Source organism: Aquimixticola soesokkakensis (assembly GCF_900172375.1).
Classification (GTDB): domain Bacteria; phylum Pseudomonadota; class Alphaproteobacteria; order Rhodobacterales; family Rhodobacteraceae; genus Aquimixticola; species Aquimixticola soesokkakensis.
Window position 1 is genome coordinate 125,641 of the sequence record NZ_FWFS01000004.1, and the last position, 23,758, is coordinate 149,398.

Consider the following 23,758-nt stretch of genomic DNA (forward strand, 5'->3'; position numbering starts at 1 on the left):
GCATCGCATGATGGTCGCAAACAGGATCAGTCCTCGGACAGCAGACCCTGCTGCGCGGCAAGCTCTTGCATGCGTTTTTGCAACTTCTCGAACGCGCGCACCTCGATCTGGCGGATACGTTCGCGCGACACCTCGTAGCGCCCCGATAGATCCTCAAGCGTAACAGGCTGGTCCTGCAAGCGGCGCTGAATCAGGATGTCGCGCTCGCGTTCGTTGAGCACTTCCATCGCCTCGGCCATCATTTCACGACGGCTTTCCAATTCGTCGCGCTCGGCAAAATCGCCGGCCTGATCCGCAGTTTCATCCTCAAGCCAGTCCTGCCACTGCGCGGTGCCATCGTCCTCGGACCCCACGGAGGCATTGAGCGACGCATCGCCCCCCGCCATCCGGCGGTTCATCGAAATCACCTCGTCTTCGGTGACGCCCAGATCGGTCGCAATCCGCTGCACATTGTCAGGGCGCAGATCGCCCTCTTCAAAGGCCCCGATGCGCGCCTTGGCCTTGCGCAGATTGAAAAACAGTTTCTTTTGCGCAGAGGTCGTGCCCAGCTTCACAAGGCTCCACGAGCGCAGGATATATTCCTGGATACTCGCGCGGATCCACCACATCGCATAGGTCGACAGGCGAAATCCCTTTTCGGGATCAAAGCGTTTGACCGCCTGCATCAACCCCACATTGGCTTCGGAAATCACTTCGGCTTGGGGCAGGCCGTAGCCGCGATAGCCCATCGCGATTTTTGCCGCCAGACGCAGGTGGGAGGTGACCAGCTTGTGCGCCGAGGAACTGTCCTGGTTTTCCACCCAGTTCTTGGCAAGCATGTATTCCTCTTCCGGCTCCAGCATCGGGAACTTGCGGATTTCTTGCAGGTAGCGGTTCAGCCCCTGTTCCGGTGACGGTGCCGGCAAATTTGCGTAGTTGGCCATCATCTCTCCTCGCGCCCCGCGAATGTATCGAGGCTTAACATATCTGGGATCGCGGTTCGGGCGTTCAAGGGAGTATTCCCCTTCGGCGCCGATAAAACGTTAACGCAAAGCAGTTTTTGACACTGATCGACGCGCCAACCCTATACCTCAGGACGTATAATGCGCGCGATGCCGGTGCTGTTCCACAAAACCCGTCCCCGCTCACGCCAATGTGGTTCATGTTACACCCGCAAGCGCCGTGCGATCAGCCCAGAATGTCCAACAGGCCCTGAAAATCCTGCGGCAGCGCCGCTTCGAAATGGACATCCTCGCCCGTCACCGGATGGACAAAGCCCAACACGGCAGCGTGCAGCGCCTGACGGGGAAACTCCGCCAAAGCATCGCGCGCGGCCTGCGGCAGGGCCTCGCGCCCGATTTTGCGCTTATTCCCGTAGGTTTGATCCCCCACAAGGCTGTGGCCCGCATGGGTCATATGCACGCGAATCTGATGCGTGCGACCGGTTTCCAGCCAACATTCCATCAGCGCCACAGAGGGCGGCGCCCCGAAGGCCTCGACGACCCGCGCGCGGGTGATCGCGTGCCGCCCCCCCGAAAAACACACCGCCTGACGTTGGCGGTCATGTTTGTGGCGCGCCAGTTCGGTGGTGATTTTCATGATATTCGAGCCCTCGAACGACACCCCCCTTGTGCCGCGCAGACGGGGATCTGCAGCATCGGGCACCCCATAGACCAGCGCGGTATATTTGCGCTCGACGGTATGTTTTTCGAATTGTTTGGCCAACCCGTGATGGGCCTCGTCGGATTTCGCCACCACCAAAAGACCCGAGGTATCCTTGTCGATGCGATGCACGATACCGGGGCGTTTTTCCCCGCCGATGCCCGACAGGCTGTCGCCGCAGTGATGCATCAGCGCATTCACCAGCGTACCGCGCGGGGTGCCGGGGGCGGGGTGGACCACCATGCCGACGGGTTTGTTCACAACGATGAGATGCGCATCTTCAAAGACCACCTCAAGCGGAATGTCTTCGGGCACAAGCGCGGTATCCACCGCCTCCTCGACGGTGATCTCGACCACATCGCCCTGCGCAACTTTGGCCTTTTGATCCGTCGCCAATGTGCCGTTCACGGTCACCGCCTCTTCGACCAACAGCTTGGCCAGACGCGAGCGCGACAGGTTCGCCTCGGCTGGCACATCGCGCGCAATCGCTTTATCAAGACGGTTGGGCGGATCTTCCGCGATGGTGAAAGAGACAGTGATGAACGGCATGCGGCAAGAGGCTCCGGCGGAATTTGAAGAAACACCGCAGCTGCGGATGTTGCGGCGTTTGGTCGTCACGCTGATGGTGACCATGATTTTGGGGCTTGTAGTCCTGATCGGGCTGATTGTCATCCGCTTCCGTGCGCCTCAGCAGGCCATCACCCTGCCCGAGGCAATCACCTTGGCGGGGTCGGGTACAGCCGTGGCGGTGACGCAGGGCATGGGGTGGTACGCGGTGGTGGTGCTTGACGGCGATGCCGAGCGCATCGAGATCTACACGCGGGACGGCGATCTGCGCCAGAGCGTTCCAATCACTCCCTCCGTCGCACCCGCCGCGCCCTGATCGCCAAAGCGCGCAGCCCCGTGCCGGCGCGCCGCACAAACAGCTGCCCGAGGGCTTTGCATGAAGCCATTCCATCAGCGTATCGCGTAACATCGGGGGGAAATGGTACCACCACCCCGGCTCGAACGGGGGACCTCCTGATCCACAATCCTATTTGAAATCAGGCAACACCAAGTAAAATCAATCTCTTAACTCTCTCGGTTGGATCACAAGAGCGGCGATATTTGCCGTTCATGCGACGGTTGGATCAATCCCGATCCGCCGAAATTCCAACGAGAGGAACTGAGAAATGAAGACGAGCGAGAGACTGGCCGGAGAGCTGCGCAAGGCCGCCGCAAAAGCCAACCAACAGAATGCCACGACTTACGAGAAACTGGCCGTGCGCGCCCTTACGGGGGAATTTGATGACTACGGCACAGTGCACCTGTGCGGTCCGACCGCGCTGCATGAGGCTCTCATGGCCGCAGGGCTCACAAAATTTGCAGCCCGTGTCGCAAATGGTGAATTTGACGCGACCGAAGAGGAAAGCGACGAGTGGGCCAATTCTGCCGAGGGTCGAGAGGCCATGAAGGACTTTACCAGCGAGCAGCGCGCCGTTTTGTTCGGTGTCTACAATGGCTGAGAACAGCAACATCGAATGGACCACCCACACGTTCAATCCGTGGGAAGGCTGTCAGAAGGTCGGCCCCGGGTGCGACAACTGCTATGCGGAGGCGCGCAACGTCCGCTTTACAGGCGGCACTAATTGGGGCCCGAGCGCACCCCGCCGCCGCACAAGCGCGTCCAATTGGGCGAAACCGATCCGGTGGAACAAAGAGGCGGAAAAGTTCTGCACTCGCCCGCGCGTTTTCTGCGCCAGCCTAGCAGACGTGTTTGACAATGCCGTTGATCCGAAATGGCGGGCCGACCTGTTTGACCTGATCCGCGCGACACCGAATCTGGATTGGCTCTTGCTGACAAAGCGCCCTGGAAACATCGCAAAGATGCTGCCCGCCGATTGGGGTGTAGGTTGGGAAAATGTCTGGTTGGGATGCACCATCGTCAATCAGGCTGAGGCAGAGCGCGACATTCCGAAGCTGCTGGCCGTGCCCGCTGCGGTGCGATTCCTGAGCATGGAGCCGCTGCTAGGGCCTGTCGATCTGACGAGTCTTTGCGAGGACGGGTGGAGCGCGATAGACGCACTCAGGTCATACTCGGCAAATCAAGCCAGCGCCGATTGGGGCGATGAGGATGAAGGCCCATTTGTAGATCAGCCAGCACTCGACTGGATCATCGCTGGCGGAGAGAGCGGCCCGAATGCGCGCCCGATGAACCCACAGTGGGCACGGTCCCTGCGCGATCAGTGTAAGGCCGCTGGTGTCGCCTTTCACTTCAAGCAGTGGGGCGAATGGGTCTCAGTGTCGGAGGCAGAGGGACCGGGCGATCATTTCAAATTTCCAGACGGACGAACAGTGCGCCGCACGGGCAAGAAACTCGCAGGCCGCACGCTCGATGGCGTCGAGCATGATGGATACCCCCACCCCAACGAGAGGAGGCCGTGATTGCTGAAAACGAAACAGACGCAGCGTGGATAGATGATGCCTGCGAGATTTTCGACGACCACGCGCAAAACCTTGGCTGGGCACGACACGTATATTCGGACAATCTGCGCGCCCTGTCCGCCCGCGTGGTGGAGCTGGAAGCCGCGCTTGGGTTGGGAGCGGCTAATCAAGGCATAGCTTCCTAAAAAGATCTGGAACTTTTTCAGTAAGGGCACAATAAAGAGCTCTGACTGTAAAATTTTAAATTTCAAGGGTATTTGGATAGATGCAACTCGTTTCGAACTTTAACGGCCACTGGCAAGCTCTCACCAAACAATGGGAGGAAGAGTGCCAAAATTATGGTGAAAATTTCGAGGACTATGCGGCTGCTTCCATGCCAATCCTAGAAGAACTAGCTTCCTCTGAGCCCACCAATCGTGCAGCTGGTGTCTACGCTGCAACGGATGGAAATGGTAAGTACATTGCAGCGTGTCATGCAAACTGCTCCCATCTTCCTGGTTATGACGGCAAAGTTTTGCGCATTCGGCACATCACTTTTTCTCCTGATTTTGACTTCGGAGACAGCCACGTACTTCGCTCATATGAAGATGCGCTCGTCAGTGTGTTCGTTGGAACAATCAGCTTATCTTTCAACGAGATGAAAGCTCGCCACATCAAGTTTCACCTACGTAGTTTTGCGGAGATTCAGTTCGCTCATCGCTTCACAGAGGAAGCCGAAAAGGACGGCAATTTCAAAGAAGTTAAGATGAAGGGCGCTTGGATTTACCTTTCAAAAACCTAAATCTTGTCTAAGAAGATGATGTAAGAATCAGAAAATGATCAAAACACAGTAAGAAGCAACCTAGAAACACATCAAAAAAGTTCGGGACCAGACATGACAGAGCAAGTAGCAATGGCAAATGCGGTAGAAGCCGCCGTGCGTAAAGCGCTTCAGTCGATGACACTTGAGACCATCAAGAAATCAGATTTTTTTGGGATGAAGCAGCCATCTCCAATTACGCAGAAATTGGCAGCTTAAAGCTCCAAGATGCATCCTCGTGAAGGCCCACCCATAGAATTGGCTGGGCCTTTTTTGTTGCTCGAAAGTAAGTGGATTTATAAACGTTCAGCGCTTGATTATTTGTCTATAAAAACCACTGTCCTACTGAACCACCCCCGCAAGCCCGCCATGCCGCGAAGCCCAGCTTCGCTCACTCCCTGAACACCACGGCCAGCCCCTGCCCGACCAACCACTGGTTGATGTCCTCGCCATTCACATAAACCGTGGCCAGATAGCGGCCAAACGAGCCCGTAGCCTCAGCATCACTTCGCTTCATCTTGTGCGTGCAGATGTAGACGGGCTGGCCTTGGATGCGCGATGTCAGCACGTCGATGGCCTCTTGGTATCCGGGCTGACCACGCTCGGGCGTATTGATGCCGTAGAGCCGCAGGTGCTCGTTGTGCAGCCATGTATCAAAGCCGAGATCGATGTTCGCCACGATGGTGTCACCGTCGATCACGCGCTGGACCTCGACGCGGTAGGTGTAGAGGCCGCAGTCGGGGACGGTGTCAGCGTGGGCAGGCATCGAGGCGAAGAGGAAGAGGGTGAGAAGTTTGCGCATGGCTTTAGAAACCATTTAGGGCAGCGCGAGGGCAGGAGCGAACGCGAGGACGGCCCAAACAAAAAAGATTACAGGGGTGAAGCCGAATAAAAGGGCCGAGCCTTGAAACCATTTCCACCCTATGCATGAACCTAAGCCACCATTCTGAGCGTGCACTGCGATGTAGCTGCACACGTAGCTCAATGGCGCGCATGCAGCTCCGATTGAGAACTTAACCAATGCGCAAGAAGCGGCCACCATCAGGCTGTGGCTCGCTGTCGCAGATGTCGATGCGAGAAAACCCAATAGAGCAACTGCGGCCGCACCATTCAGCAGGAAAGCGCCCTTCACAGCTTCGATCCCGATTAAAACCGCCTCTTCCCTCGAACTAGACGCCATCCGCATATCCCTGATCTACGCAACCGTATTTTAGTATCGTGGGATTCTTCAACGAATGCGAGATTAAACAAAGCCTCAACACACCGCGACAATACAAACCACCCCAATCAACCCGTCGATCTGCGCGTCCGCCCCTTCCATCCACTCCCGACTATCCAATACATAGCCCGCCTGCACACGGTTTGACGCACCGGCAGGCGGGATTTCTGTGAGCGGCTCACGGCGCAGCAACTCGCTCGGCACCTCAACGATTGGCTTCGCGTGATCGCAGGACGTCAAAAGCCCGATCGACAACAGGGCTACGGCAAGTTTCGGGATCGTCCACATCGGCAAGTTCCTCTCGCATTGCGGCAAAGTCAGTGGCGCGCGCACGAGCAGCGATCATCGCGCGGTTCAAAATGGCGGTGACGGACTTCTGCGCATCGAGGTCGGCAAGTGCCTGATCTTTGGCCGCGCGCTCCACCGCCAAATCAGCTCGCAGAACGCCGTTGCGGTGCCACAGCCAGCCTCCGGCCGCGAAGGTCCCCAGCAACACGGCCAGCAGCGAGAGCGCGAGACGGTTCATGTCAGCCCCGACAGGCACAGGCCTCGTTCATCCGCGCGACGATTGACCAGACCCGCCCAAATACGCCCGCCAGCACGGTTCCAGCGCGGTAGCTGATCACAGGCCGCCCGCCAGTCGCCAGCCCGCAGGTATCGCGCCAACGTGGACCCACAGGCCGCACCAGTCCCGACATTGTACGACCAGCTTGTAACCGCCGCCTGCACCTCGATCGGGGCCCCGGCCATTTCGGGAACGCACTTGAGCATGGTCCCGTGAAACTCAGCCACGCGCGCGCCGAGCATCGCGCTGCATTCCTCCGCCGTGTAGCTGTCTTCTGCCCGCACACCGTCGGTCTCGCCCGCGCAGACAGTCCAGACGCCGACAACATCGCGATAGGCCTCCGTTCGCATCCCTTCCCACTTTGCGACCATCGGCACGGACAGCGCCATGACAGCCGCCACGGCCCCCCCGATCACGCGCTTGCGCACCGCGCCCGAGGTGTCTTTGAGATAGCCCGCGATCTTTGCGGCCAGTGCCTCTTGCTGCGTCACGCGCGCGCCTGTCACGAGAGCGGACAGGGCCGACGAGATCAGGAGGTATTGCCACGAGGCAAGGCCAAGGTCCTCGGGCGCGAAGTATTCCCACGCCGAGCCGGCCGCCAAGACAACAGCCCCGATCATTGCAATGAGGGAGGACCATGCGCCGGTCAGGACCGCGCGCCATTCAGGGATCAGTTTCATGCTCTATCCTTTCGCGAGCAGTTGATAGGCGACCACATCGGTGCGATCGAAAACACGCTTGCCGGCGCAGTCGTATTCGAGCGCCAGATACAGTTCGATGCGTCCGGGCAGCAGCGTCTGGGGCGGATCAAGAACCACGCGCAACCGCGTTGCTGTCAGGGCGATTTGTCTCTGGGGAAGGACCGGCGATCCGCTGACCACGATATTTGTCGCATCTGCAAAAAGGCTTTGGCCGCCGACGAAAACACACCGCTCTCCCAACGCGGTGCGCTCCAAAACGAGGTTGAGCGTCACGCTTTGGCCCACCGAGACAGGCTCGGAAACATAGGACATGCCGATCGGTTGCCGGATTACCCGATCATCGCCGGATGCCGTGCGGACAGCCGCAGTCAGGTCGCCCACGCGCATCGAAAGTTGTTCGACGTTTTCCCGCGTTGCCAGCCCCTCAATGCCGAGTTCGGAGCGCACTGTCGAAACAATCGTGTCGCGGTTCCAAACGTAGAGGCCATAGAGCATTAGACCGAGCGCCGGGGTCACGACGACGATCAGATAGCTTGCGTCACGGATTAGGCCCGCAACGGTGCGGACGCGGGGGGCGAAGTCAGAGAACGTCACAGTCAGACCCCCGCGAACCCGTGCGAAGGACTGGAAACAGTCGCCCCGCCATTTGAGGTAATTTAAACAACCATCAGCCCTCCCGCACGCTCAACATCCGTAGCAGCAAGGGCGGCCACAACCAGAGGCGAGACCCTCGCGATCCCGGCGTCGTCCAGGTGTGTGTTGTCAGAGGTGTAATCTGTATCGAGGCCCATTTGGCCGTCACCGTCGATCACGCCAGACCGGACAGCCGCATCGAAGTCCATGACAATTGCACCGCGAGACGCGACAGACCGCAGTCTGTCATTATAGGCGCGGCGCAAAGCATCCGACGCGCCGAGATCGCGGGAGGCCGGATTGTAGGGGACAGCGGTCCACAAGATCGGGCATATACCTCGATCCGTGATCTGCGCGAGGTTTCGCACCAGACGCTCAGACGCCGTGGCGATGATAGCATCAGTGACCTGATCATCGCCCCCTATGTCGTTCCCGCTGAACCCCTGCATGATGCACATGTCGGGCAAGATGCCTGCGGAAAGCGCCGCATCTAGTCGCAACTGGAAGCTCGCAGAGTTTGATCCCGACGAGCCAAGGTTGAGATAACCCACAGGTGCCCCACCGGCGGCGGTTTTAGCAACAGCCGCTTCAAAGCCCCACGATGCCCCCGAATAGGTTATCCCGCCGCCCTCGCCGTTTGTCTGGCTGTCACCAACCGCCATCAACGTCAGGACTTGCGAATGACAATGAAACTCCAGCCCAACCACAGGGCTGTGCGAGATATTTGTCGTGGATACAAACGACGCCTCACTGCTCACGCAATCGCCCGCATTGTACCGGCTGACCCATGGACGATCAGGATGCGTGGCCCAATTAAGGCGATCAGTGGTCCCGTCCGCCTTGCCCATCGCCTTGAAACCCTCGGTAGGCACATAGGCCCGAATGGCAAAGAGGGGCACCGTTCCGCCGTCTGTGCGAGGAATAGACGGCAGATAGACCAGATCAGACCGGCACATGGACACGCCCCTAGTGCCGCCTGTGGGAGGCAACGTTACCCCGCTATCGCCGCCAAATGTCAGCGGCGTGAACCCTGTCCCGCCCATCGCTGCAACACTACCAATCGCCTTAATAGATGCGGCAGCGATCCCGACAGACCTTGTGCTGTCACCATGATAAAAAATGGCGCGCACGGCGTAGCAGTCGGCGGGGGCGGACACGACAGTTTCCCACGTGCCGCCGCCAGTGTTGGCAACGGTGTAATCTGCCCGACCTGCGTAGCCGTCCACCCCGTAGTTGCGAGGCGTTGCAATGTCAGACGCAACCGCAGACGGAGAGTTTTCCAGCGCTGCGATACGGGAATCTGAGTTTTCAATTTTTGCGCTTAAACGTTGGACCGCAAAATCTTTTTTGACGGCACTCTCGACTGCGTAAACTGCATAAAGCGGGCGCAACGATGCCGCCAATCCCCACGTAGTCTGGTCAGTGCGGTAGAAAAGAGAATAGATGCCGCCCGTCACAGCCTCGCCGGACGCAGTGCCGATGCCAGTCACGGTCTTGGTGCCAGCACCATCGTCGCCCCAAAACTCAAAGCCGATGATCGTGCCGGCGGGCTTTTCAATTTGACCGATGTCGAGAGATAGATCGTAGGTAGCACCTGATGCCATGCCCAATTCGGCCAGCGTGTAGGTCAGGTCTGCGACCATCACATCGCTGGCATCCGCGCCAGGTGCGGTTTCGGCAACCCCGAAGATTCTTGACCAAAGCCGCACACGCAAATTCGTCGCCGTGACGGCAACGCGCGCTTCGATATCGAGGCGATTAAGGACCGCGTCGATTGCCGCATCGCTGTCCTGACCCAAGAGCCACCCACCATAGCTGAGGCGCGCGCTGTATGTTGATGATGTCTGTACAGTCTCGCCAAATAGGTCCTGCGTGCCCGCGCGCAGATAGAGCGCATCAAGTTCGGACTGATCCGCCTTCGACACCAGCACAGCCGTCGCTGGCACCGTTGTGGTGAGTATCGCAACGTCACCCGTGTCGTGCAGATACTCATAGTAAGCGACTGTCGCCGGATCATCTGTGCGAACCTTGAAAATTTCACTGACGGCGGTTGCAGCAAGCCCTGCCGCTGTGGTGGCGTAGATAGGGCTTTCGACAAACTCGCGCGCCTCTTGCTCTGCGACGCGACTGTCGAGGGTCGCGATGTCTGCGCCGAGGTTCGTCACATCGGCTTCGATGCCATCCGCACGCACACCTAACCCCGACACCCCCGCACTCACTTCACCGACCAATGCCAGTGTTTCATCGGCAAGGCGGGCAGCATCGACCAGGCTGGGCCGGTGCAGGTCGCTGGGCGGATTGCCGCGCCAGACTTCTGTCGGGGTTTTTGTGACCATTTTCAGGACCTCGCTATGTTCAGATGATTTCAAGGGTGGCGGGACCCGATGCCGTTGCGGGCAAGGTCTCGGAGATTTCAGGCCGCCCGCTGGCATTGATGGGCACGCCCCAATAGGCGTAGACGCCGGAGGCCAGCGCCGGATCGCGGTAGCTGTCACCGGTGGAGGGGATGCCGTATTCGGTCTGGATGAGGGCGGCGTCTGCAAAGGACACCGTGCCTGCGTAGCCGCTGGCATAATCGGCGCGCCAGATCCGCGTGGCGTAGTAGTTGGGATCGTTCGGGGCCGTAAACGTGACCAGCCCGTCGACGCCATCGGCGCTGGCGGCAAAGGCGGTCAGCGCCACAGGCGGCGTGCTGTTGGCCACGGCCGCGACGGTCACGGACGCGCTCCAGCTTCCCAAGCGCCCCGCGCTCGTGCGGTTGCGCACCTGAGCCTCATAGCTTGCCCCATCCAGCAAACCCGACAGCAGCAGCTGCGCCTGCCCTTCCAGTGCGCCATAGGTCACCCAATCCTCGATGCCGGCCTCGATCGAGCGCAGCTGGAGCTGCTGGGTCAGGCTCGCGCCCTGCGCGTCCCACTGCCACAGGATGGACGAGCCATCGAGCGCCGCACCGGCAAGGCCCGTGACATCGGGCACCGTGTCGTCGCTTTCCACCTGGTCATAAACCGGCCGCGCCGGCTCTTCGGTTGAGGCATCCGAGACAAAGTCGGTCGCACGGGTCGCTACTGCCTCGAGCGAGAATGTCAGCCCGTCCTCGTTGCGCACCAATTTGGAGATCTCGAAGTCCCCCACGATCCCGAGTTCTGCGTGATCGATGTGCACAAAACGCTCGCCGATCAGCTCGAAGCCGATCAGCTCCACGGTCGCGCGGATACTTCGGCCCGCATTGGCAAGCCGCGCCAGACGCTGGGCGACGCGCCACGCCTGATTGTGGCTGTCGATTTCATAGGCGGTGGTCTCTGACGTGATCCGCCGCGCGGTGTCGTCGTAGACATAGACGCCGGTCTGGCTTTCCTCGTAATCATTCGCGGGCTCTGCATAGCGCACGACGAACTGCGAGGCAGTACCGAGGTCTTTGCCATCTGTGACCGAGAACGACACAAAGTCTGCGCCCGTCAGTGTCACAGTCGGTTCAATCCAGCGCCCGACGCGGAACCCCATTTTGCCGTCGGGTCGCTCGAACATATACCCGTCGCAGGCCGTGATCAGCCGGTCGCGCACGTCATCCCATTCCATGTCATCGGTAAACTCGGCATTGATCGTCCAGCGCCGCTGCTGCGCGCCGTCGCGGTTGGTGACCAGCGCATCGCAGACATCCGCCTCAATCGCGACCTCATCCCAATCGACCTCGGCGCCAAGCGTATGGACGAGCTCATGCGCGATCACGAGCGCTGCGTTATCGGTCCACTTTGTCAGCCCGTCGCGCGGATCATAGATCGTGTCGCACATGTCCCACACGGCCGAGACGTTCCAGATGTCTCCCCCGGGGTAGACATCGGCAAACTTGCTGTCCGCGACACGCTCGCCCGCAAAGGCAAAATACGACAGCCCCGCAAAATCATGCGCCGCCGTGATCTCGGGGAAGTTTTCAGCCAGAACGTTGTCAACGATTTGACCCGCAAACCCGATGTGGGGCCGAATGCTGCCGTGCCCCGCAAAGGGCTCGGTCAGGATGTCCCCCCCGTCGAGCGCAACCTCCGTTTTATCGAGGTAGTATGTCACGGGGCCCTTGGTCGTATGGGCTGCCACAAGGATCACCACATGGCGGAAGTTGTTGGCAAAGCCGGTAAAGCCCACAATGCCGCCTGTCCGGATCCGGCCATAGCCGCGGCGCATGTAGGACACGGGCTGCGCGTAATTGACCAGCCGCTCGGAGGGAGAGCTCACGGCCACCTGGGGCGTGCGATTTGTGAGCGCTGCGCTGACGGCCGAGATCCCAATACCAACCAGAACCCGCCCCAAAACCGAGCCGCCCAAGAAGGCTGCCGCCGAGGCACCGGCGGCAAAGGCACCGGCATATGCCGTGCCGGCCGCAAGCCCCGCCGCGACGCCTGCACTGGCAAAGTAGCTAAAGCCGCCCACAACGAAGGCTGCGATAGGCCCCGCCTCTGCTGGGCGCGGCGTCAGCGCTGTGCTCGCCAGAAAGCTCGCAATCAACAGCGATTTACGGATCGACATAGCCAACCTCCCATGCACCCAGAACGCTGACAAACTTCGGCTTTACCGTGACCACGCCCCGATCCTCGGAGCGAAAGGCCCAATTCTCTCCCAGGCAAATCCCGCCCACGGCATGGCCGCCGCCGCGCACCTGGACGATGCCCACATCGCCACGCACCGGGGCGGCGGTCATCCCAAGGCCGCAGGGGACGAAGTAATGATCAACGGACTGCACGGGCCGCGACAGCCAGCCATAAAGCCGCTCCGCTTCACTGGCGGACTGATAGGTCAGGCGCACGGTGGCCAGCGGGTCCACGCCGCGCACGCGCAAAATCCAATCGGCAAGCGCCGTCATGCAATCCGAGCGGCCCCACTCAAACGGCGCGCACATCAGCCGGTGCAGTTCAAAATAAAGCGGTGTCATCTGAACATCTTTTCCGAGCGCCAGTTGTCGCGCGGGACGAACGACAAGCTCGGGTTTGTCGCGCCAACCATCTGGCTGTGATCGGTGGTGTTGTAGACCCGCCTGCGCGCGGTGCGTCGGTACTCGGACGCCGCCTCGAACTCGACCGAGATGGACCGTTCCTGCGCGCCCGTGGCATCAAACGTCAGGCGGCGCATGGTGCGGGTGAGCCAGGGGATCGGCGCCAAGGTCGGCGCATAGAACTCGGCCATGGCGCGCAGCGGTTGCTGGTAAAACGTCAAAGGGCGGCCCTCGATGGCGGCCACGCCCTGTTCGCGCATCTGCGCAATCAGATCCGGCGCGTCGGGGTCCTGGATGAACGAGAGCGTCAGCGCGCCCGAGGGGGCTGTGCCGTTGATCGAAAGCTCTAGATCGCCCACCGACAGCAGCTGCGAGCCGAACCAGGCATGACCCGCACTGTCGATAAAGCGCCCGTCGGTGCCCACCATGAAGCGATGCGTGCCGTCTTCGGCCTCGATGGCGGCAAGCGCCAGCACCCCCACGACATCATCGCGGGGATTGAACTCAGGCGGGAAGTAGCTCATCGGTTCAGATATTCCGTGAAGTTGAGAGCCGGGGCATAGGCACGGGAACCCCCGTAAGGCATTCGCCCCATATCATCAGAGTCAGCCGCAAAAAGACCGTGAGCACGCATCTCTATCTGATCACCTACTGCAAGAGTGACGCGCAAGAGGGTCACACCGAGGATGACGGTGCCATCCCCATTTTCATCCCGCCACGTCACGATAAACGGCCAGTCATTGATCGAGAGATGCGAGCCAACCCGCACCGGGCCGGAGACTTCTTCCACGTGGATTTCTGCCGCCCCCGCAGCGCAGCCCGTGACCACGCGCACGAACGGCGCATACTCAAAGCCCAAGCCGTTTGAAAAATTCTCTTCTGTCGAAAATGGAACACCCGATGGACGAAACTCAGTGGGGGTTGCAGGCCCGCCATTGAGCGGGTCGAACATGGGGACGCGATAGATATTGACGCGCCCCTGTGCGGACGCTTTAATTGCACGCCATTGGCGCGCAGCATCCCCGTGCAACGTCAAGGTCGCAGCGCCAACCCACCTCGGAAACCTGTTATAGACAAGCTGCGAACTGCCATCATTTGCAGATCCAGCGCTCTGCCCTCGCCAGTCGATGTCCCATTCGATGGATGCGACGCGCATTAAAGAGCGCGGGATCGTTACAGTTGATCGGATCAATACGACGTCCCCCGCTGAGCCATAGATTGCTGGCGCGCCAATGAGCTATTTGATTGAGATTTTACGGCTTGCCGCGTGATGATCATCGACTGCGGCCCCGAGATTGATGCAACATCGCTGCGGAAGGTACTGCCAGCCGATCCGGATACGACCAAATGGATTTGCTGCGGCCCTGAAGATTGTGAGGCCAAAGCCCGTTGCGCCTGACCCACATTGAGGATTGCGCCAGATTGGCTAGGCACAAACAGCTCGCTGTTGGGGGTGTTTTCGTTGACGAGATAGGCCTGGCCCGCTTGCACGCCACCACCATTGGCGCGCGCGCCGCCGAAGATGCTCGAAATAGCCGCCCCGAGAAAGCCACTGAAACCGCCGCCGGACGATCTACCCGAGCCAATGCCGGCAAGTGTGTTGGCAAGGCCCTCTGCAGCAGACCGGATCGCGGCATCGGTGAGCATATCCAAAAGAACCTGCCCGAGGTTGTCGCCATTGCGCGCAGCAGTCAGCAATGAGGTTGCAACGTCCTCGATGCCATCGCGCATATTGCCCCATTTTTCCTCATCAATGCTATCGGTGACCTGGGCAACGGCGCGAGCATAGGTTTCGGGTGCTTCTGCGAAATAACCGGCCTCGTTGAGAGCCTCCAGTTGGACAAGCTCGGCCTCGTATTTTTCGAGCGCCGTGCGGGTTCGGTCAATCCAACGCTCGGCCTCGCGCAAATTGTCATCGACCGGAGTGCTACCGCTGGCGCCCGATTTTCCGCCGCCTGTGTTGCGTGATGCATTTGCCGCAATATTGCCCGAGGCGATTTCAGTGATCTGCGCGTCCGAAAGCGACAGACCCTTTTCTGTGGCATCGGCGCGGACGCTCGCAACCTCGCGCTCGAGAGCAAGCTGATCTCTTGTGAGGCCCTGTAGCCGCTCTTGCTCGCTGACATAATCAGATGCAGCGTCCGCTTGAGCGCCCAAGGCATTGAGATCGGCAAGTAGGCCTGACTTCGCTTCGGCAGGTGACTGTGGGCGTCTTGCAATGGAGGCATTGAGCTGGTCCGATTGTGACGTGGCAGCGCTCAGTTGACCAGTGACGGCACCAATGGCGGCGATCAACGCCGACATATCTATGCCGCTGACCTGTTCCAATCCACCAGCGGCGGCGAGCGCTTCGGTTAATGTGTCTGACAAAAGCGCATTGTATTCATCGATATCGATCATGCCCATTTGCAGCTGGGCATTTAGGCCTGCGATGTTATCCGCCGCGCGGGCCATTTGGTCCGCAATCACATCGTTTCCGCTCACCTCTGCAATTTGAGCCATGGCAGCAAGACTATTTGCCAGTTCATCGGTGTCTGCGGTAAGGGCGCTAGAGGCGGCGGCCAGTTCACTCAGGCTGTCGGCGTTTGCATCAGAAATATCAGCCAGGTCGGCAAACTTTGCATAGGCCTCGTCACTCAAAAGAGCCTTGGCGAGCGCATCCGTGCCAAAAATATCTTCAAGATTGGTTGTCGCCAACCCCGGGATCATGTCAGCCAGAGCCAGAGCAAATTGCTTTCCGTAGCTACCCATCCGCGTGGATAGATCGGCCCATTTGCGATCGATAACATCGGCCTTTGCGATCAGCTCCTCGTCAAGTACCGCCCCCATATCATGCGCACGATCAATTGTAGCGCGTAGGGCATTTTCGCCTTGTCCCAGAATTTCAACAAAGCGCTCGCCCGCAGCGCCGCCGAATAGCTCATCGGAAATGCGGATCTGTGCAGCCTTGTCCATGCCCTCCATACGCCCGAGCATTTCCAGCATGAGTTCCGAGGGGTCTTTGATTTTCCGCTTCAACTCATCGCTGCTGTAGCCGAGGCGTTTCAAAGCATCCGCAGCGGGCCCCACGCCCGTCACCGTGAATTCATCCACGCGCAAAGCGAGTTCCTTGAAACCGTCAACCAGAGCGTCGACACCAATACGGTTCTGATCCGCAACATAGGACCATTCTTGGAATGCCTGCGCTGACAGGCCTGAGCGCTTCGCTTCATTGCCAATAGTGGCGATGCCTTTGACAGTCTGACCTATGTTGTTGACCACCATATCCAGCGCCGTGGTAATCGCTCCCGCAGCCAAGCCAGCCACAAAGGTTTTCCCGAGCGCAGTCGCACTCTTTCCCATCCGCGCAAAATTGGCATCAACCGTCTTTGCCATACCAGTTGTGTTCTTGCCCGCATCTTTTGTCATGCGCGCGATCAGCTTGTTATTGCGATCCATCGCGCGCTGGAAATCTTTATCCTTTGCTCGCAGGAGGATCGTGATTGCTTCAAGGTTGTCGTCAGCCATACCGCGCCTCAAGCTCCTCTAGGTCTTTAATTGTGGGGGGTGGCAGTTCGCCCGACGCTGCCGATTGGGCCGCGTTCCAAGCGTCGACAAGTTCGCTGGTCTCTTTGGGTGTCAGCGCCCGCACCTCGCCAGGCAGGCGCCCCATCACACCGCAGATATTTCGGACACGCTCTGCGGTGCCGTATCGCTCTTGGCGCTCGACTTTTTCACGGGCGATCCAGCCGCTTTTTTTTTATCGCCAGCCGTCAAAGCCGCAGGGATGAAGGTCACGCCAAGAACCCGCTGTGCTGTCTGGCGCAGAGCCATGTTTTCAGAGGGAGGCAGCGAAGAAATTAGCGCATCGGCCTCGCGATCCGTCATTCCGCCGCCAACCAAAGCAAGCGCCACGATGTCACGCACATGGCTCACCTTTGGCGCGTCCCCGCGACCGAAAAGCTGGTCGAAAAGTTGAAAGACGCCGAAATCATATTGCAGCTCGAAACGCTCGATCTCGCCATTGCGCAGGACGAGGCGGCGAGTTTCCCCGCCGACCTTCTCTTCATAGACGCCGGTCGATGCAATCGCCAAGGTCAGACCTCTGCAGTGAAGGTTACAGCCCCGCTTGATGCGGCAGAAAGGTTGAGCGTCACACCACCGGAAGCCTCGCCACCCAGCTCAAAGGACGAGAAAAAGAACGCGCCCGAGAAGGTGCCGAAATTAGGCACAATCACTTCCAAATTTGCGATTGGGGTGTCCGAGAGCACGGCGTTCAGCGTGGTGATCTCTTCTGCACGGCCCTTTGAAATCCCGTTCCCACTGAAGCTGACCCGTTTTGTGCCGTCGAGCACCTCAGTCCACATCGGGCCGCCCGGGTCGTCACAATCCGGCGTGGTAACGTCGATCTCTTCGTTGTTGATTGTGATCGTTTTGGTGGTCAACGCGCAAAGCGTCGTGAACGCTTCCGTCTCAGCGCCATCGCCAATCTTGATGAGGAGCGTGCGCCCCTTTTGCTTTGCCATATCGGCCTCCATGTTTGAAAATGGGCACGCGCCCGAACTGCCTTGCCGAAGGGCGGTTAATCGGCCAAAGCGACAGATGCCTCGAAAGCAACCGTGGCGATGTAGCTTTGCCCATCCGCAGCGCGGATGACGGCTTGTGTAAGGTAGTCACACCAATCCAGCGAAAATCCGGTGAGCTCCAAGTCTGCGTCATCGAGGGACGCGCGGACAGCCGCGGCGATCCGCGTGGCCTCGACGCGGCCAGATGTGGGGCGTGAATAGCATTCAATGGAAAACGTGATGTCATCATCGACGCCGCAGCTGAAACGCAGCGCTCGAAGATCGATGTTGCCAATGCGGACATAGGGGAATGTCACTGACTGAGGCGGCTCATCGTAGACACGCCCTGAAACAAGCGCAGAGAGCGCGGCGTCAGATTTGAGCCGTGAGACAAGCGCCTTCTGAAGCGCAAGCGCAGAATCGTCAGCCATTGAACAATTCCTTGACTGCTTTGGACGCCGCCCGTTTAGCGCGGCCCCTATGCCGCTTGCGCGACACCTTCAACGCGGGGTTTACAAACGGACGCGGGCCGTTCTTTCCCTCGATAACTTTGGACTTCGGCCCAAAGTCGGCGAGGTAAGCGCCACTTTCGAGCGCAGTCCCTTTGATCTGCGCGCGGTTTTCGCCGCTCTTGTTGGGAATCAGAACTTTCGCAATACTGATCAGCTCGTCGCCCGATTTTTTATTGGCCTGATCGACGTATTTCTTGACCCGATCCGGCAAATCTTTGAGCTTCTTAGCCACACGGTCACCACCGATTACAGTCATGCTCGCCTCCAAAAGGTAAAGGCCCCGCTTGATGTTGGGACCGAATGTTTCAGTTTTTTGGTGTGGCCGGATAGGTCCGCGAATAATTCGGAGAAAAGAAGTGAATATTTTTAAGTGGCTTTTTGGCTCAAAGACACCCGATGTACCGTCATGGACACGGAACGCAAATGGCAACTTTATGAAGTTGGCGAGCACCTACCGTATTACAGTTTTCAAGAGCGATCAGAGCGGCAAGGAATACTGGAAGTTTTGTTACTCTATTATTGAGGAGAGCGGATTTGATGAGGACGACCCCTTCTATTCCGATCACTATTTCTCAGAACTCGACGCTAGAGACGAAGCCGACGCATTCGAGGCGGGACAGCCCCTCACCAAACCAACCCTTCAAGCAGAAAAGTCAAAAAAAATTCGAGATCAACTTGATCAAAGACTTGATCAGCAGGAGGTAAAATTTCAGGAACTTGTAGCTAAAATAGAACGCGCCAGATCAGCCAAGACATTGACCATAAAACGCATCGAAAACTTGAAAAAGGAGGCCAACTCGAGAATTCTACAAGCAAACAACCTTGCCATTCAGGCGATAGAACATGGGACGCCGTCACAAGACCGCAGAGCGGGCGCGCTCGATAAGAAGCACAAAACACTCTGGCCAATGATAGACAGCCTCCCTACTCCTGCCCCGTAACCGATTCGCGGGTAATTTCCAGCACATCCCCATTAATTTGCAACGCCTCTTTCACAGAGCAACTCCAGCAAAGACCGGTCGCGGCCTAGCTCAATGGGCGGGCTGATGATGTTCCACGCTGCACCCCGGAAAATCGCGCGATCTGCTGCTGCAATAGTCCGTGCCTGCGTAGAGGTTCGGATGCGCACGGTTGCCGTGTTGCTGGCCTCGATCACACCGGCTGCAACCTTTTCTCGTCCGCGCGTTTCAAGCACGTCAGCCCAGACGGTGAACATCGGCGCCCAGTCCTGTGCTGGATTGCCGTATTCGTCCTCACCTTTGCTCTGGCGCTCAAACGCCACGCGATCGCGCATTCTTCCGGCGGTCATCGGCTACACTCCTACGCGGCGGTGCGGCGCGATCAGCGCCTCAAATGCCATCGTGGGTTTGAAATCGCTGGCCGAGGTTTCCCTGTTTACATAGAGGCTTCCCACGAACAACAAGATAGCCGCCTTGAGCGACCACGGGACATCAGCAGCGGCACCGAAACCAGCATTGAATGAGATCCTGATACCAGCCCGATCTGGCCCGACATTTGGAGATGAGAACCTATCAGAAAAGCGGATATAGTGGCCGCGTTGGTCCTGCAAAACTGTGTAGAGATCGGTTGAAACCGTGATCTCTTCGTCGTCTTCGTCGGTATATCCCACCTCGACAGACGAAACATCGGGAAATGGCAGGCGCAGCACCCTGCGCCATCTGTCATATTTCTGTTCCCAAGTTTGGGAAACCATGCACCGCCCCAGAAGCCCCGCATACCCGTCAAGATGAACCGTAGCGGCTGAGATGTAGCCTGAGATCAAGCTATCATCATCGTCGAAATCAACCCGCAAGTGTCCCTTGGCTTCTGCCAAAGTCACGGGTGTTTCTGTCGGGGAGGTGATCAAGACAGGGCGATGCATAGTCTTAGGCGACCGGAGCGTCGTTCGGGTGGCCCTTTACGACCACGATTGCGGCCGCAATGGATGTGCCGCCGTTCTTCGTCGTAACGGTGCGAATGTAACGCTTGTTGCCGACATAGCCGACCTTGACGATGCTGGCGGCTTCCAGAGTGGCGGGGAAGCTGCCCAGCAAGTAGGCCGCATCCACATCCGTATAATCCGCAGCCAGCGCATCGCTTTCTTGCAGCTTGGTGGTGTAATCGCCATCGCCGACGATTGCGCCGGTCGTGACGATCACGAGAGCCGAGTTGAAACCTTGCAGGTCAATACCGGTGTCAGTGGTAGTGGCAGCGAGAACAGCCGGAACCGTCGATTGCACCATACCGATGTTAGAATAGATGTCCTTCATTGGATCACCCTTTCACATTTTGGGTTAAGTTAGCGCGGGCAGTGATCGCCCGCGCAATGTCTTAGGACGCTGCGACTTTCAGCAGCTTGATGGCCTCAAAGTTCTGCACACCGCCGCCGACGCGCTTCGTGGTGTAGAAGTGCACGTAGGGCTTATTGGTGTAGGGGTCGCGCAGAACGCGGATTCCGAAGCGGTCCACGATAAGATAGCCACGTTTGAAGTTGCCGAATGCAGTCGGGAATTTGCCTGCCCCGACAGCCTGCATGTTGTCGTCAGTGCGAACCGGCTTACCGAGGAAGGTCGGTGTTTCACCAGCTGCGGTCGGGTTGCCCCACAGGTAGGTGCCGTCGCCGTCCTTGAACTTGCGCATGGTACCTGCAACCACATCCGAAGTCAGCCAGGTCGCACCGTTGCGATACTGCTCTTTCAGGCTGTAATAGAGTTCGATCATGGCGTCAGCACCATTGTGCGTTGCATCTGTCAGGGCAGAGGCTACGCCGGTCGGGGTGTAGCCTAGTTTTCCCCATGCATACGAGGCGTTTGCCACGTTGGTATAAGACAGCAGACCACGGGGCTTGAGCACGCCGTCACCGGCGACGAAAGCAGCGCCCTCTTGCTCTGCGAAAGTGATCGCCACTTCGCTACCGAGCCACTCTGCAATATCGACGCGGGCATCGTCCAGCATCATCTGGGTCGCCGCTGGGTTGGCGTAGAGTTCCATGACGTTGAAAATCAACTCGCGCAGCGTTGGGGTATCGGTCTCAGTCCGCGCCTGCTTCTCGCCAACCCAGCCAGCGCCAGCGCCGCCCATGTTGACCAGCTTCTTGTATGTGCCGGACGAGATCGACATAACAGAGGCCAGTTCGCGCATGACCGAAACAGTACCAGCGACGCGGTCGATGGTCGTCGCCATTTCTTCCGGCACCAGATAGCCGCCGTCAGGGTTGGATTCAGTCGTCAGCGAAGCCTTAACCTCAAGTTCGCCCAGATCCGCGTCGGCAATCGCACGGTCGCCCTTGCGGAACCATTTGGAAAAAACCTCCGCATGTTCACGCGCGGCCGGGTCGGCAACGTCGCTACCGATGCCACCAGCCTTGAGTGCGGCCAACATCGCGTTCGCTTCGTCCATCGCCTTGTTCAGCGATGTGATTTCAGCGTTGATGCGATCGACCTTCTCGGTTTGGACCACATCTTGCTGGCCCTTTTTGAGGGCTTTGATTTCGGCATCATTCTCAGCCTTGAAGGCTTCAAAAGTCTTTTGAAGCTCAGCCAGAATAGCCTTCGGGTCGCTCATGTCCGCACGGACTGAGACGATTCCGCGCGCACGCGGTGCGGGGAAATGCAGGGTCATTGGTTATCTCCTTTTGACCTAATTGCAGCGATTAGGCTCATTGCTGAACCCGTCCAGTCGTCAGCGCCCGGCGTGACGGTTGAGGCAGCGCTCGGCTTGCCCCCTGTTGCGTCGGAAAGAAGCGCGCGGCGTTCTGTCCTCGGCAAGCCTGTCTTCGCCAAAGCAGCGTCAAGCCGCCTCAACGCAGAAATATCTGTTTTAATGGTCGCTTTGGCGCTCACGGGAGCGTCAAATTCACCGTCGGCAAAACCCTTTTCGATGGCGTCCTGCGCCGTCATAAACGTGCCATCTGACGACCGTGTGGGGCCATCCAGCATCGCCATGATGCCTGCTTCATCGATGCCAGTTCTTGCGGAATAGATCGCTGCCATAGAGGTATCGAAAGTTTTGAACACATTGGCCGCGTCGGCAAAGTCATGCCGGTTACCCATCACTGCGCCCCAGGCGTTGTGAATCATCATAATGGACCCTTTGCCCATCAGGATATTGTCGCCGGCCATCGCAATGAATGAGGCCGCAGAAGCTGCGACACCCATAACCTTGACCGTAACCTGTGCCGGGTGTTCTTGCAGGAGGTTGTAGATCGCCAACCCCTCGAACATGTCGCCACCGGGGCTGTTGATGTTTACCGTTACCGCATTTGGCCCAATGGAACGCAGCGCAGCGCCCATGCGGCCTGCAGTGAACCCATCGCCCCACATGTCTTGACCGATCTGATCGTAAATAGAAATCGTGTTGGGGTTGTCTGACTCGGCAGCCAGTGGCGTTTCCGCCCACTGGTCAAGAGCGTCAGAAGGCGCATCCCAAACATAGGCGGCGGGTCGGTCAAAAGCCTTAGCCTTTGGGAGTTGTTTAAGGCTCATTTTGCCCTCCTTGGTCACCGCCTGCCGTGTTTGGCGGGTCATAAAATTGCATCCCTTCGCCATCCGAGCGAGGGTTCAGGTCTTCGAGTGCACGAACTTCGTCGGGGCTAATGACGCCCCATTGCAGGCCCTTCACGTAGGCTTCCCAGCGTGTCTTGATGTCACCACGAACCAATGCAGCCCGATTAAATCGGGCATACATATCGGCCTCAGATTCTGGGATCAGGTCACGGTTGATCGTTTCCTCCCAAGTCGTCAGGTGGTCTTCTAGCGTGTAGGTGACAAACCCGATGGACTGCTGTTCAATCCCGGTCCCCCATGATGTGCTTTTCTCAGTGTCGCCAATCATGTGCGGAGGAACACCAAAGAACATCGCAATATCAGAACGTGAGAACTTGCGGCTTTCGATCCACTGCGCATCCTCTGCCGTCATTGAAAGCGGCGCGGTGTTCATGCCCTCTTCAAGGATTAGTGCCTTGCCCTCGCTCTCTCCGCCGGAGCGGTAAGCGTCTAAGCTGGAACGCAGGAACTCTAACCCCTCCTTTCCAAGCTTTCCGGGATGTTGCAAAACCATGCTTGGCCGCGCGCTATTCTTAAAAGTGGTGGAGCCGTGGCGCTCCTGCGCCATGCTGAGGCCTATGGTCTCCCGCGCAAATGTAATCGGCGAAACACCGTGCACCCCGTCTAGCGTCATGCCGACAAGGTGGAAAACTTCCCGAGACGGAAGATTGATCCGGCTACCGCTCTTTCGTGTGTATTCGTACTTGACCTCTCCATCATCGGCCTGCGCGACGACCATTCGATCAGGGTCAAGCGGCACCAACGAGACAACACGGTCACGCGACCATGCGATCAACGCATAGGCATTCCCACGCAATAGGATCTGCGCCTGCATCTGACGGCGGAACTGCGATGGTGTTTGCCATCCGTTTGGCTTGCGTCGAAGGACCCGCCAGAGTGAGGCATCAGCCGCGTCTTCGCGCGTATTGTCGCTAACGCGGCGCTTGATATGCAGCGGAAGGTTGGCAACCGCCCCAGATATCACACGGACGCAGGCATAGACCGCAGAAACCTGCATGGCAGAATGCGGCGTCACTGCTACCCCAGAGGTACTTCCGGTCATGCCAATGCGGATCGCATCTTCAATATCTTGTGATGTCTCAATCAGAACACCACCATCAGCATCCTGATAGGACGCATTTGGCTGTTCTGCCGGAGCCGACTGACGCCGAAACATTCCAAATAGGTCCATTCA

Annotated in this window: 29 protein-coding genes; 7 read left to right on the plus strand and 22 right to left on the minus strand. The window is 58.5% G+C overall.

Features of this window, described 5'->3' with window-relative positions; genetic code table 11:
• Positions 1-26: 26 nt before the first annotated feature.
• Positions 27-923, minus strand: a complete 897-nt coding sequence (gene rpoH, locus AQS8620_RS06330) for an RNA polymerase sigma factor RpoH (protein ID WP_085836174.1) — start codon at positions 921-923, stop codon at positions 27-29.
• Between the two features lie 244 nt (positions 924-1,167).
• On the minus strand, positions 1,168-2,190 hold the full coding sequence (locus AQS8620_RS06335; RefSeq protein ID WP_085836009.1) for an RluA family pseudouridine synthase: 1,023 nt from the start codon (positions 2,188-2,190) through the stop codon (positions 1,168-1,170).
• Here AQS8620_RS06335 and AQS8620_RS06340 point away from each other — a divergent pair.
• From AQS8620_RS06340 to AQS8620_RS17030, 6 genes are all read left to right on the plus strand, one after another.
• Positions 2,180-2,524, plus strand: a complete 345-nt coding sequence (locus AQS8620_RS06340; protein WP_234990395.1) for a DUF6476 family protein — start codon at positions 2,180-2,182, stop codon at positions 2,522-2,524. The two genes, AQS8620_RS06335 and AQS8620_RS06340, sit on opposite strands and share 11 nt — an antisense overlap.
• Before the next feature lie 289 nt (positions 2,525-2,813).
• Positions 2,814-3,146 (plus strand): hypothetical protein, encoded by a 333-nt coding sequence (locus AQS8620_RS06345; RefSeq protein WP_085836011.1) that lies wholly within the window; start codon positions 2,814-2,816, stop codon positions 3,144-3,146.
• A complete protein-coding gene (locus AQS8620_RS06350) occupies positions 3,139-4,065 on the plus strand; it encodes a phage Gp37/Gp68 family protein (protein ID WP_085836012.1) in 927 nt (308 codons plus the stop codon). Before AQS8620_RS06345 ends, AQS8620_RS06350 begins: the two co-directional genes overlap by 8 nt.
• Positions 4,062-4,250: a hypothetical protein gene (locus AQS8620_RS06355; RefSeq protein ID WP_085836013.1), complete on the plus strand. Its 189-nt coding sequence runs from the start codon at positions 4,062-4,064 to the stop codon at positions 4,248-4,250. The genes AQS8620_RS06350 and AQS8620_RS06355 overlap by 4 nt, the downstream gene beginning before the upstream one ends.
• Positions 4,251-4,330: 80 nt before the next feature.
• Entirely contained in the window at positions 4,331-4,846 is a 516-nt protein-coding gene (locus tag AQS8620_RS06360) for a hypothetical protein (RefSeq protein WP_085836014.1), read from the plus strand.
• A 93-nt stretch (positions 4,847-4,939) separates the two neighbouring features.
• Positions 4,940-5,083 (plus strand): hypothetical protein, encoded by a 144-nt coding sequence (locus AQS8620_RS17030; RefSeq protein WP_159453206.1) that lies wholly within the window; start codon positions 4,940-4,942, stop codon positions 5,081-5,083.
• 172 nt (positions 5,084-5,255) lie between these two features.
• On the opposite strand, the gene AQS8620_RS06365 is transcribed toward AQS8620_RS17030, so the two are convergent.
• From AQS8620_RS06365 to AQS8620_RS06435, 14 genes are all read right to left on the minus strand, one after another.
• Positions 5,256-5,630: a thermonuclease family protein gene (locus AQS8620_RS06365; protein WP_159453207.1), complete on the minus strand. Its 375-nt coding sequence runs from the start codon at positions 5,628-5,630 to the stop codon at positions 5,256-5,258.
• Between the two features lie 658 nt (positions 5,631-6,288).
• Positions 6,289-6,609, minus strand: coding sequence for a hypothetical protein (locus tag AQS8620_RS06375; RefSeq protein WP_085836017.1), 321 nt, complete (start codon positions 6,607-6,609; stop codon positions 6,289-6,291).
• Complete coding sequence (locus tag AQS8620_RS17130; protein ID WP_200809602.1) at positions 6,606-7,328, minus strand: lysozyme; 723 nt, start codon at positions 7,326-7,328, stop codon at positions 6,606-6,608. The genes AQS8620_RS06375 and AQS8620_RS17130 overlap by 4 nt, the downstream gene beginning before the upstream one ends.
• Before the next feature lie 3 nt (positions 7,329-7,331).
• A complete protein-coding gene (locus tag AQS8620_RS06385; protein ID WP_085836018.1) occupies positions 7,332-7,943 on the minus strand; it encodes a hypothetical protein in 612 nt (203 codons plus the stop codon).
• A gap of 62 nt (positions 7,944-8,005) precedes the next feature.
• Positions 8,006-10,318, minus strand: a complete 2,313-nt coding sequence (locus AQS8620_RS06390) for an SGNH/GDSL hydrolase family protein (RefSeq protein WP_159453208.1) — start codon at positions 10,316-10,318, stop codon at positions 8,006-8,008.
• Between the two features lie 19 nt (positions 10,319-10,337).
• The gene (locus AQS8620_RS06395) at positions 10,338-12,500 is read right to left on the minus strand and encodes a phage tail protein (RefSeq protein WP_085836020.1); all 2,163 of its coding nucleotides are present in this window, start codon (positions 12,498-12,500) and stop codon (positions 10,338-10,340) included.
• The gene (locus AQS8620_RS06400) at positions 12,487-12,903 is read right to left on the minus strand and encodes a DUF6950 family protein (protein WP_085836021.1); all 417 of its coding nucleotides are present in this window, start codon (positions 12,901-12,903) and stop codon (positions 12,487-12,489) included. Before AQS8620_RS06400 ends, AQS8620_RS06395 begins: the two co-directional genes overlap by 14 nt.
• Complete coding sequence (locus AQS8620_RS06405; protein ID WP_085836022.1) at positions 12,900-13,487, minus strand: hypothetical protein; 588 nt, start codon at positions 13,485-13,487, stop codon at positions 12,900-12,902. Before AQS8620_RS06405 ends, AQS8620_RS06400 begins: the two co-directional genes overlap by 4 nt.
• Complete coding sequence (locus AQS8620_RS06410; RefSeq protein ID WP_143267445.1) at positions 13,484-14,155, minus strand: hypothetical protein; 672 nt, start codon at positions 14,153-14,155, stop codon at positions 13,484-13,486. Before AQS8620_RS06410 ends, AQS8620_RS06405 begins: the two co-directional genes overlap by 4 nt.
• Positions 14,152-16,470 (minus strand): phage tail tape measure protein, encoded by a 2,319-nt coding sequence (locus tag AQS8620_RS06415; RefSeq protein ID WP_085836024.1) that lies wholly within the window; start codon positions 16,468-16,470, stop codon positions 14,152-14,154. The genes AQS8620_RS06410 and AQS8620_RS06415 overlap by 4 nt, the downstream gene beginning before the upstream one ends.
• A gap of 144 nt (positions 16,471-16,614) precedes the next feature.
• Complete coding sequence (locus AQS8620_RS06420) at positions 16,615-17,037, minus strand: GTA-gp10 family protein (RefSeq protein WP_159453209.1); 423 nt, start codon at positions 17,035-17,037, stop codon at positions 16,615-16,617.
• Between the two features lie 2 nt (positions 17,038-17,039).
• Positions 17,040-17,468, minus strand: a complete 429-nt coding sequence (locus AQS8620_RS06425; RefSeq protein WP_085836176.1) for a phage major tail protein, TP901-1 family — start codon at positions 17,466-17,468, stop codon at positions 17,040-17,042.
• A 56-nt stretch (positions 17,469-17,524) separates the two neighbouring features.
• Positions 17,525-17,938, minus strand: a complete 414-nt coding sequence (locus AQS8620_RS06430) for a DUF3168 domain-containing protein (RefSeq protein WP_085836026.1) — start codon at positions 17,936-17,938, stop codon at positions 17,525-17,527.
• Positions 17,931-18,275, minus strand: coding sequence for a hypothetical protein (locus AQS8620_RS06435; RefSeq protein WP_085836027.1), 345 nt, complete (start codon positions 18,273-18,275; stop codon positions 17,931-17,933). Before AQS8620_RS06435 ends, AQS8620_RS06430 begins: the two co-directional genes overlap by 8 nt.
• A 100-nt stretch (positions 18,276-18,375) precedes the next feature.
• Here AQS8620_RS06435 and AQS8620_RS06440 point away from each other — a divergent pair, with 100 nt between their 5' ends.
• Positions 18,376-18,960, plus strand: a complete 585-nt coding sequence (locus tag AQS8620_RS06440; protein ID WP_143267446.1) for a hypothetical protein — start codon at positions 18,376-18,378, stop codon at positions 18,958-18,960.
• A 32-nt stretch (positions 18,961-18,992) separates the two neighbouring features.
• Here AQS8620_RS06440 and AQS8620_RS06445 read toward each other — a convergent pair whose 3' ends face one another.
• The 6 genes from AQS8620_RS06445 to AQS8620_RS06470 all read right to left on the minus strand — a co-directional run bounded on the left by AQS8620_RS06445 (position 18,993) and on the right by AQS8620_RS06470 (position 23,755).
• The gene (locus tag AQS8620_RS06445) at positions 18,993-19,328 is read right to left on the minus strand and encodes a phage head closure protein (RefSeq protein WP_085836029.1); all 336 of its coding nucleotides are present in this window, start codon (positions 19,326-19,328) and stop codon (positions 18,993-18,995) included.
• A gap of 3 nt (positions 19,329-19,331) precedes the next feature.
• Entirely contained in the window at positions 19,332-19,901 is a 570-nt protein-coding gene (locus tag AQS8620_RS06450; RefSeq protein ID WP_085836030.1) for a head-tail connector protein, read from the minus strand.
• Between the two features lie 4 nt (positions 19,902-19,905).
• Positions 19,906-20,289: a hypothetical protein gene (locus tag AQS8620_RS06455; RefSeq protein WP_085836031.1), complete on the minus strand. Its 384-nt coding sequence runs from the start codon at positions 20,287-20,289 to the stop codon at positions 19,906-19,908.
• Positions 20,290-20,350: 61 nt separating this feature from the next.
• The gene (locus AQS8620_RS06460) at positions 20,351-21,640 is read right to left on the minus strand and encodes a phage major capsid protein (RefSeq protein WP_085836032.1); all 1,290 of its coding nucleotides are present in this window, start codon (positions 21,638-21,640) and stop codon (positions 20,351-20,353) included.
• Positions 21,637-22,503 carry a head maturation protease, ClpP-related gene (locus AQS8620_RS06465; protein ID WP_085836177.1) on the minus strand — a complete coding sequence of 289 codons (867 nt, stop codon included), beginning with the start codon at positions 22,501-22,503 and terminating at the stop codon, positions 21,637-21,639. Before AQS8620_RS06465 ends, AQS8620_RS06460 begins: the two co-directional genes overlap by 4 nt.
• Positions 22,493-23,755, minus strand: coding sequence for a phage portal protein (locus AQS8620_RS06470; protein ID WP_085836033.1), 1,263 nt, complete (start codon positions 23,753-23,755; stop codon positions 22,493-22,495). The genes AQS8620_RS06465 and AQS8620_RS06470 overlap by 11 nt, the downstream gene beginning before the upstream one ends.
• Positions 23,756-23,758 lie beyond the last annotated feature (3 nt).

Excerpts from the sequence above, each read along its gene's own strand:
- AQS8620_RS06465 (WP_085836177.1), bottom strand. The coding sequence starts at position 22,503 with ATGAGCCTTAAACAACTCCCAAAGGCTAAGGCTTTTGACCGACCCGCC.
- AQS8620_RS06360 (WP_085836014.1), top strand. The coding sequence starts at position 4,331 with ATGCAACTCGTTTCGAACTTTAACGGCCACTGGCAAGCTCTCACCAAA.
- AQS8620_RS06345 (WP_085836011.1), top strand. The coding sequence starts at position 2,814 with ATGAAGACGAGCGAGAGACTGGCCGGAGAGCTGCGCAAGGCCGCCGCA.
- AQS8620_RS06415 (WP_085836024.1), bottom strand. The coding sequence starts at position 16,470 with ATGGCTGACGACAACCTTGAAGCAATCACGATCCTCCTGCGAGCAAAG.
- AQS8620_RS06340 (WP_234990395.1), top strand. The coding sequence starts at position 2,180 with ATGAACGGCATGCGGCAAGAGGCTCCGGCGGAATTTGAAGAAACACCG.
- AQS8620_RS06425 (WP_085836176.1), bottom strand. The coding sequence starts at position 17,468 with ATGGCAAAGCAAAAGGGGCGCACGCTCCTCATCAAGATTGGCGATGGC.
- AQS8620_RS06435 (WP_085836027.1), bottom strand. The coding sequence starts at position 18,275 with ATGACTGTAATCGGTGGTGACCGTGTGGCTAAGAAGCTCAAAGATTTG.
- AQS8620_RS06405 (WP_085836022.1), bottom strand. The coding sequence starts at position 13,487 with ATGAGCTACTTCCCGCCTGAGTTCAATCCCCGCGATGATGTCGTGGGG.
- AQS8620_RS06375 (WP_085836017.1), bottom strand. The coding sequence starts at position 6,609 with ATGAACCGTCTCGCGCTCTCGCTGCTGGCCGTGTTGCTGGGGACCTTC.
- AQS8620_RS06390 (WP_159453208.1), bottom strand. The coding sequence starts at position 10,318 with ATGGTCACAAAAACCCCGACAGAAGTCTGGCGCGGCAATCCGCCCAGC.
- AQS8620_RS06460 (WP_085836032.1), bottom strand. The coding sequence starts at position 21,640 with ATGACCCTGCATTTCCCCGCACCGCGTGCGCGCGGAATCGTCTCAGTC.
- AQS8620_RS06470 (WP_085836033.1), bottom strand. The coding sequence starts at position 23,755 with ATGGACCTATTTGGAATGTTTCGGCGTCAGTCGGCTCCGGCAGAACAG.
- AQS8620_RS06335 (WP_085836009.1), bottom strand. The coding sequence starts at position 2,190 with ATGCCGTTCATCACTGTCTCTTTCACCATCGCGGAAGATCCGCCCAAC.
- AQS8620_RS06400 (WP_085836021.1), bottom strand. The coding sequence starts at position 12,903 with ATGACACCGCTTTATTTTGAACTGCACCGGCTGATGTGCGCGCCGTTT.
- AQS8620_RS06455 (WP_085836031.1), bottom strand. The coding sequence starts at position 20,289 with ATGAAGGACATCTATTCTAACATCGGTATGGTGCAATCGACGGTTCCG.
- AQS8620_RS17130 (WP_200809602.1), bottom strand. The coding sequence starts at position 7,328 with ATGAAACTGATCCCTGAATGGCGCGCGGTCCTGACCGGCGCATGGTCC.
- AQS8620_RS06430 (WP_085836026.1), bottom strand. The coding sequence starts at position 17,938 with ATGGCTGACGATTCTGCGCTTGCGCTTCAGAAGGCGCTTGTCTCACGG.
- AQS8620_RS06450 (WP_085836030.1), bottom strand. The coding sequence starts at position 19,901 with ATGCATCGCCCTGTCTTGATCACCTCCCCGACAGAAACACCCGTGACT.
- AQS8620_RS06350 (WP_085836012.1), top strand. The coding sequence starts at position 3,139 with ATGGCTGAGAACAGCAACATCGAATGGACCACCCACACGTTCAATCCG.
- AQS8620_RS06445 (WP_085836029.1), bottom strand. The coding sequence starts at position 19,328 with ATGACCGCCGGAAGAATGCGCGATCGCGTGGCGTTTGAGCGCCAGAGC.
- AQS8620_RS17030 (WP_159453206.1), top strand. The coding sequence starts at position 4,940 with ATGACAGAGCAAGTAGCAATGGCAAATGCGGTAGAAGCCGCCGTGCGT.
- AQS8620_RS06365 (WP_159453207.1), bottom strand. The coding sequence starts at position 5,630 with ATGCCTGCCCACGCTGACACCGTCCCCGACTGCGGCCTCTACACCTAC.
- rpoH (WP_085836174.1), bottom strand. The coding sequence starts at position 923 with ATGGCCAACTACGCAAATTTGCCGGCACCGTCACCGGAACAGGGGCTG.
- AQS8620_RS06395 (WP_085836020.1), bottom strand. The coding sequence starts at position 12,500 with ATGTCGATCCGTAAATCGCTGTTGATTGCGAGCTTTCTGGCGAGCACA.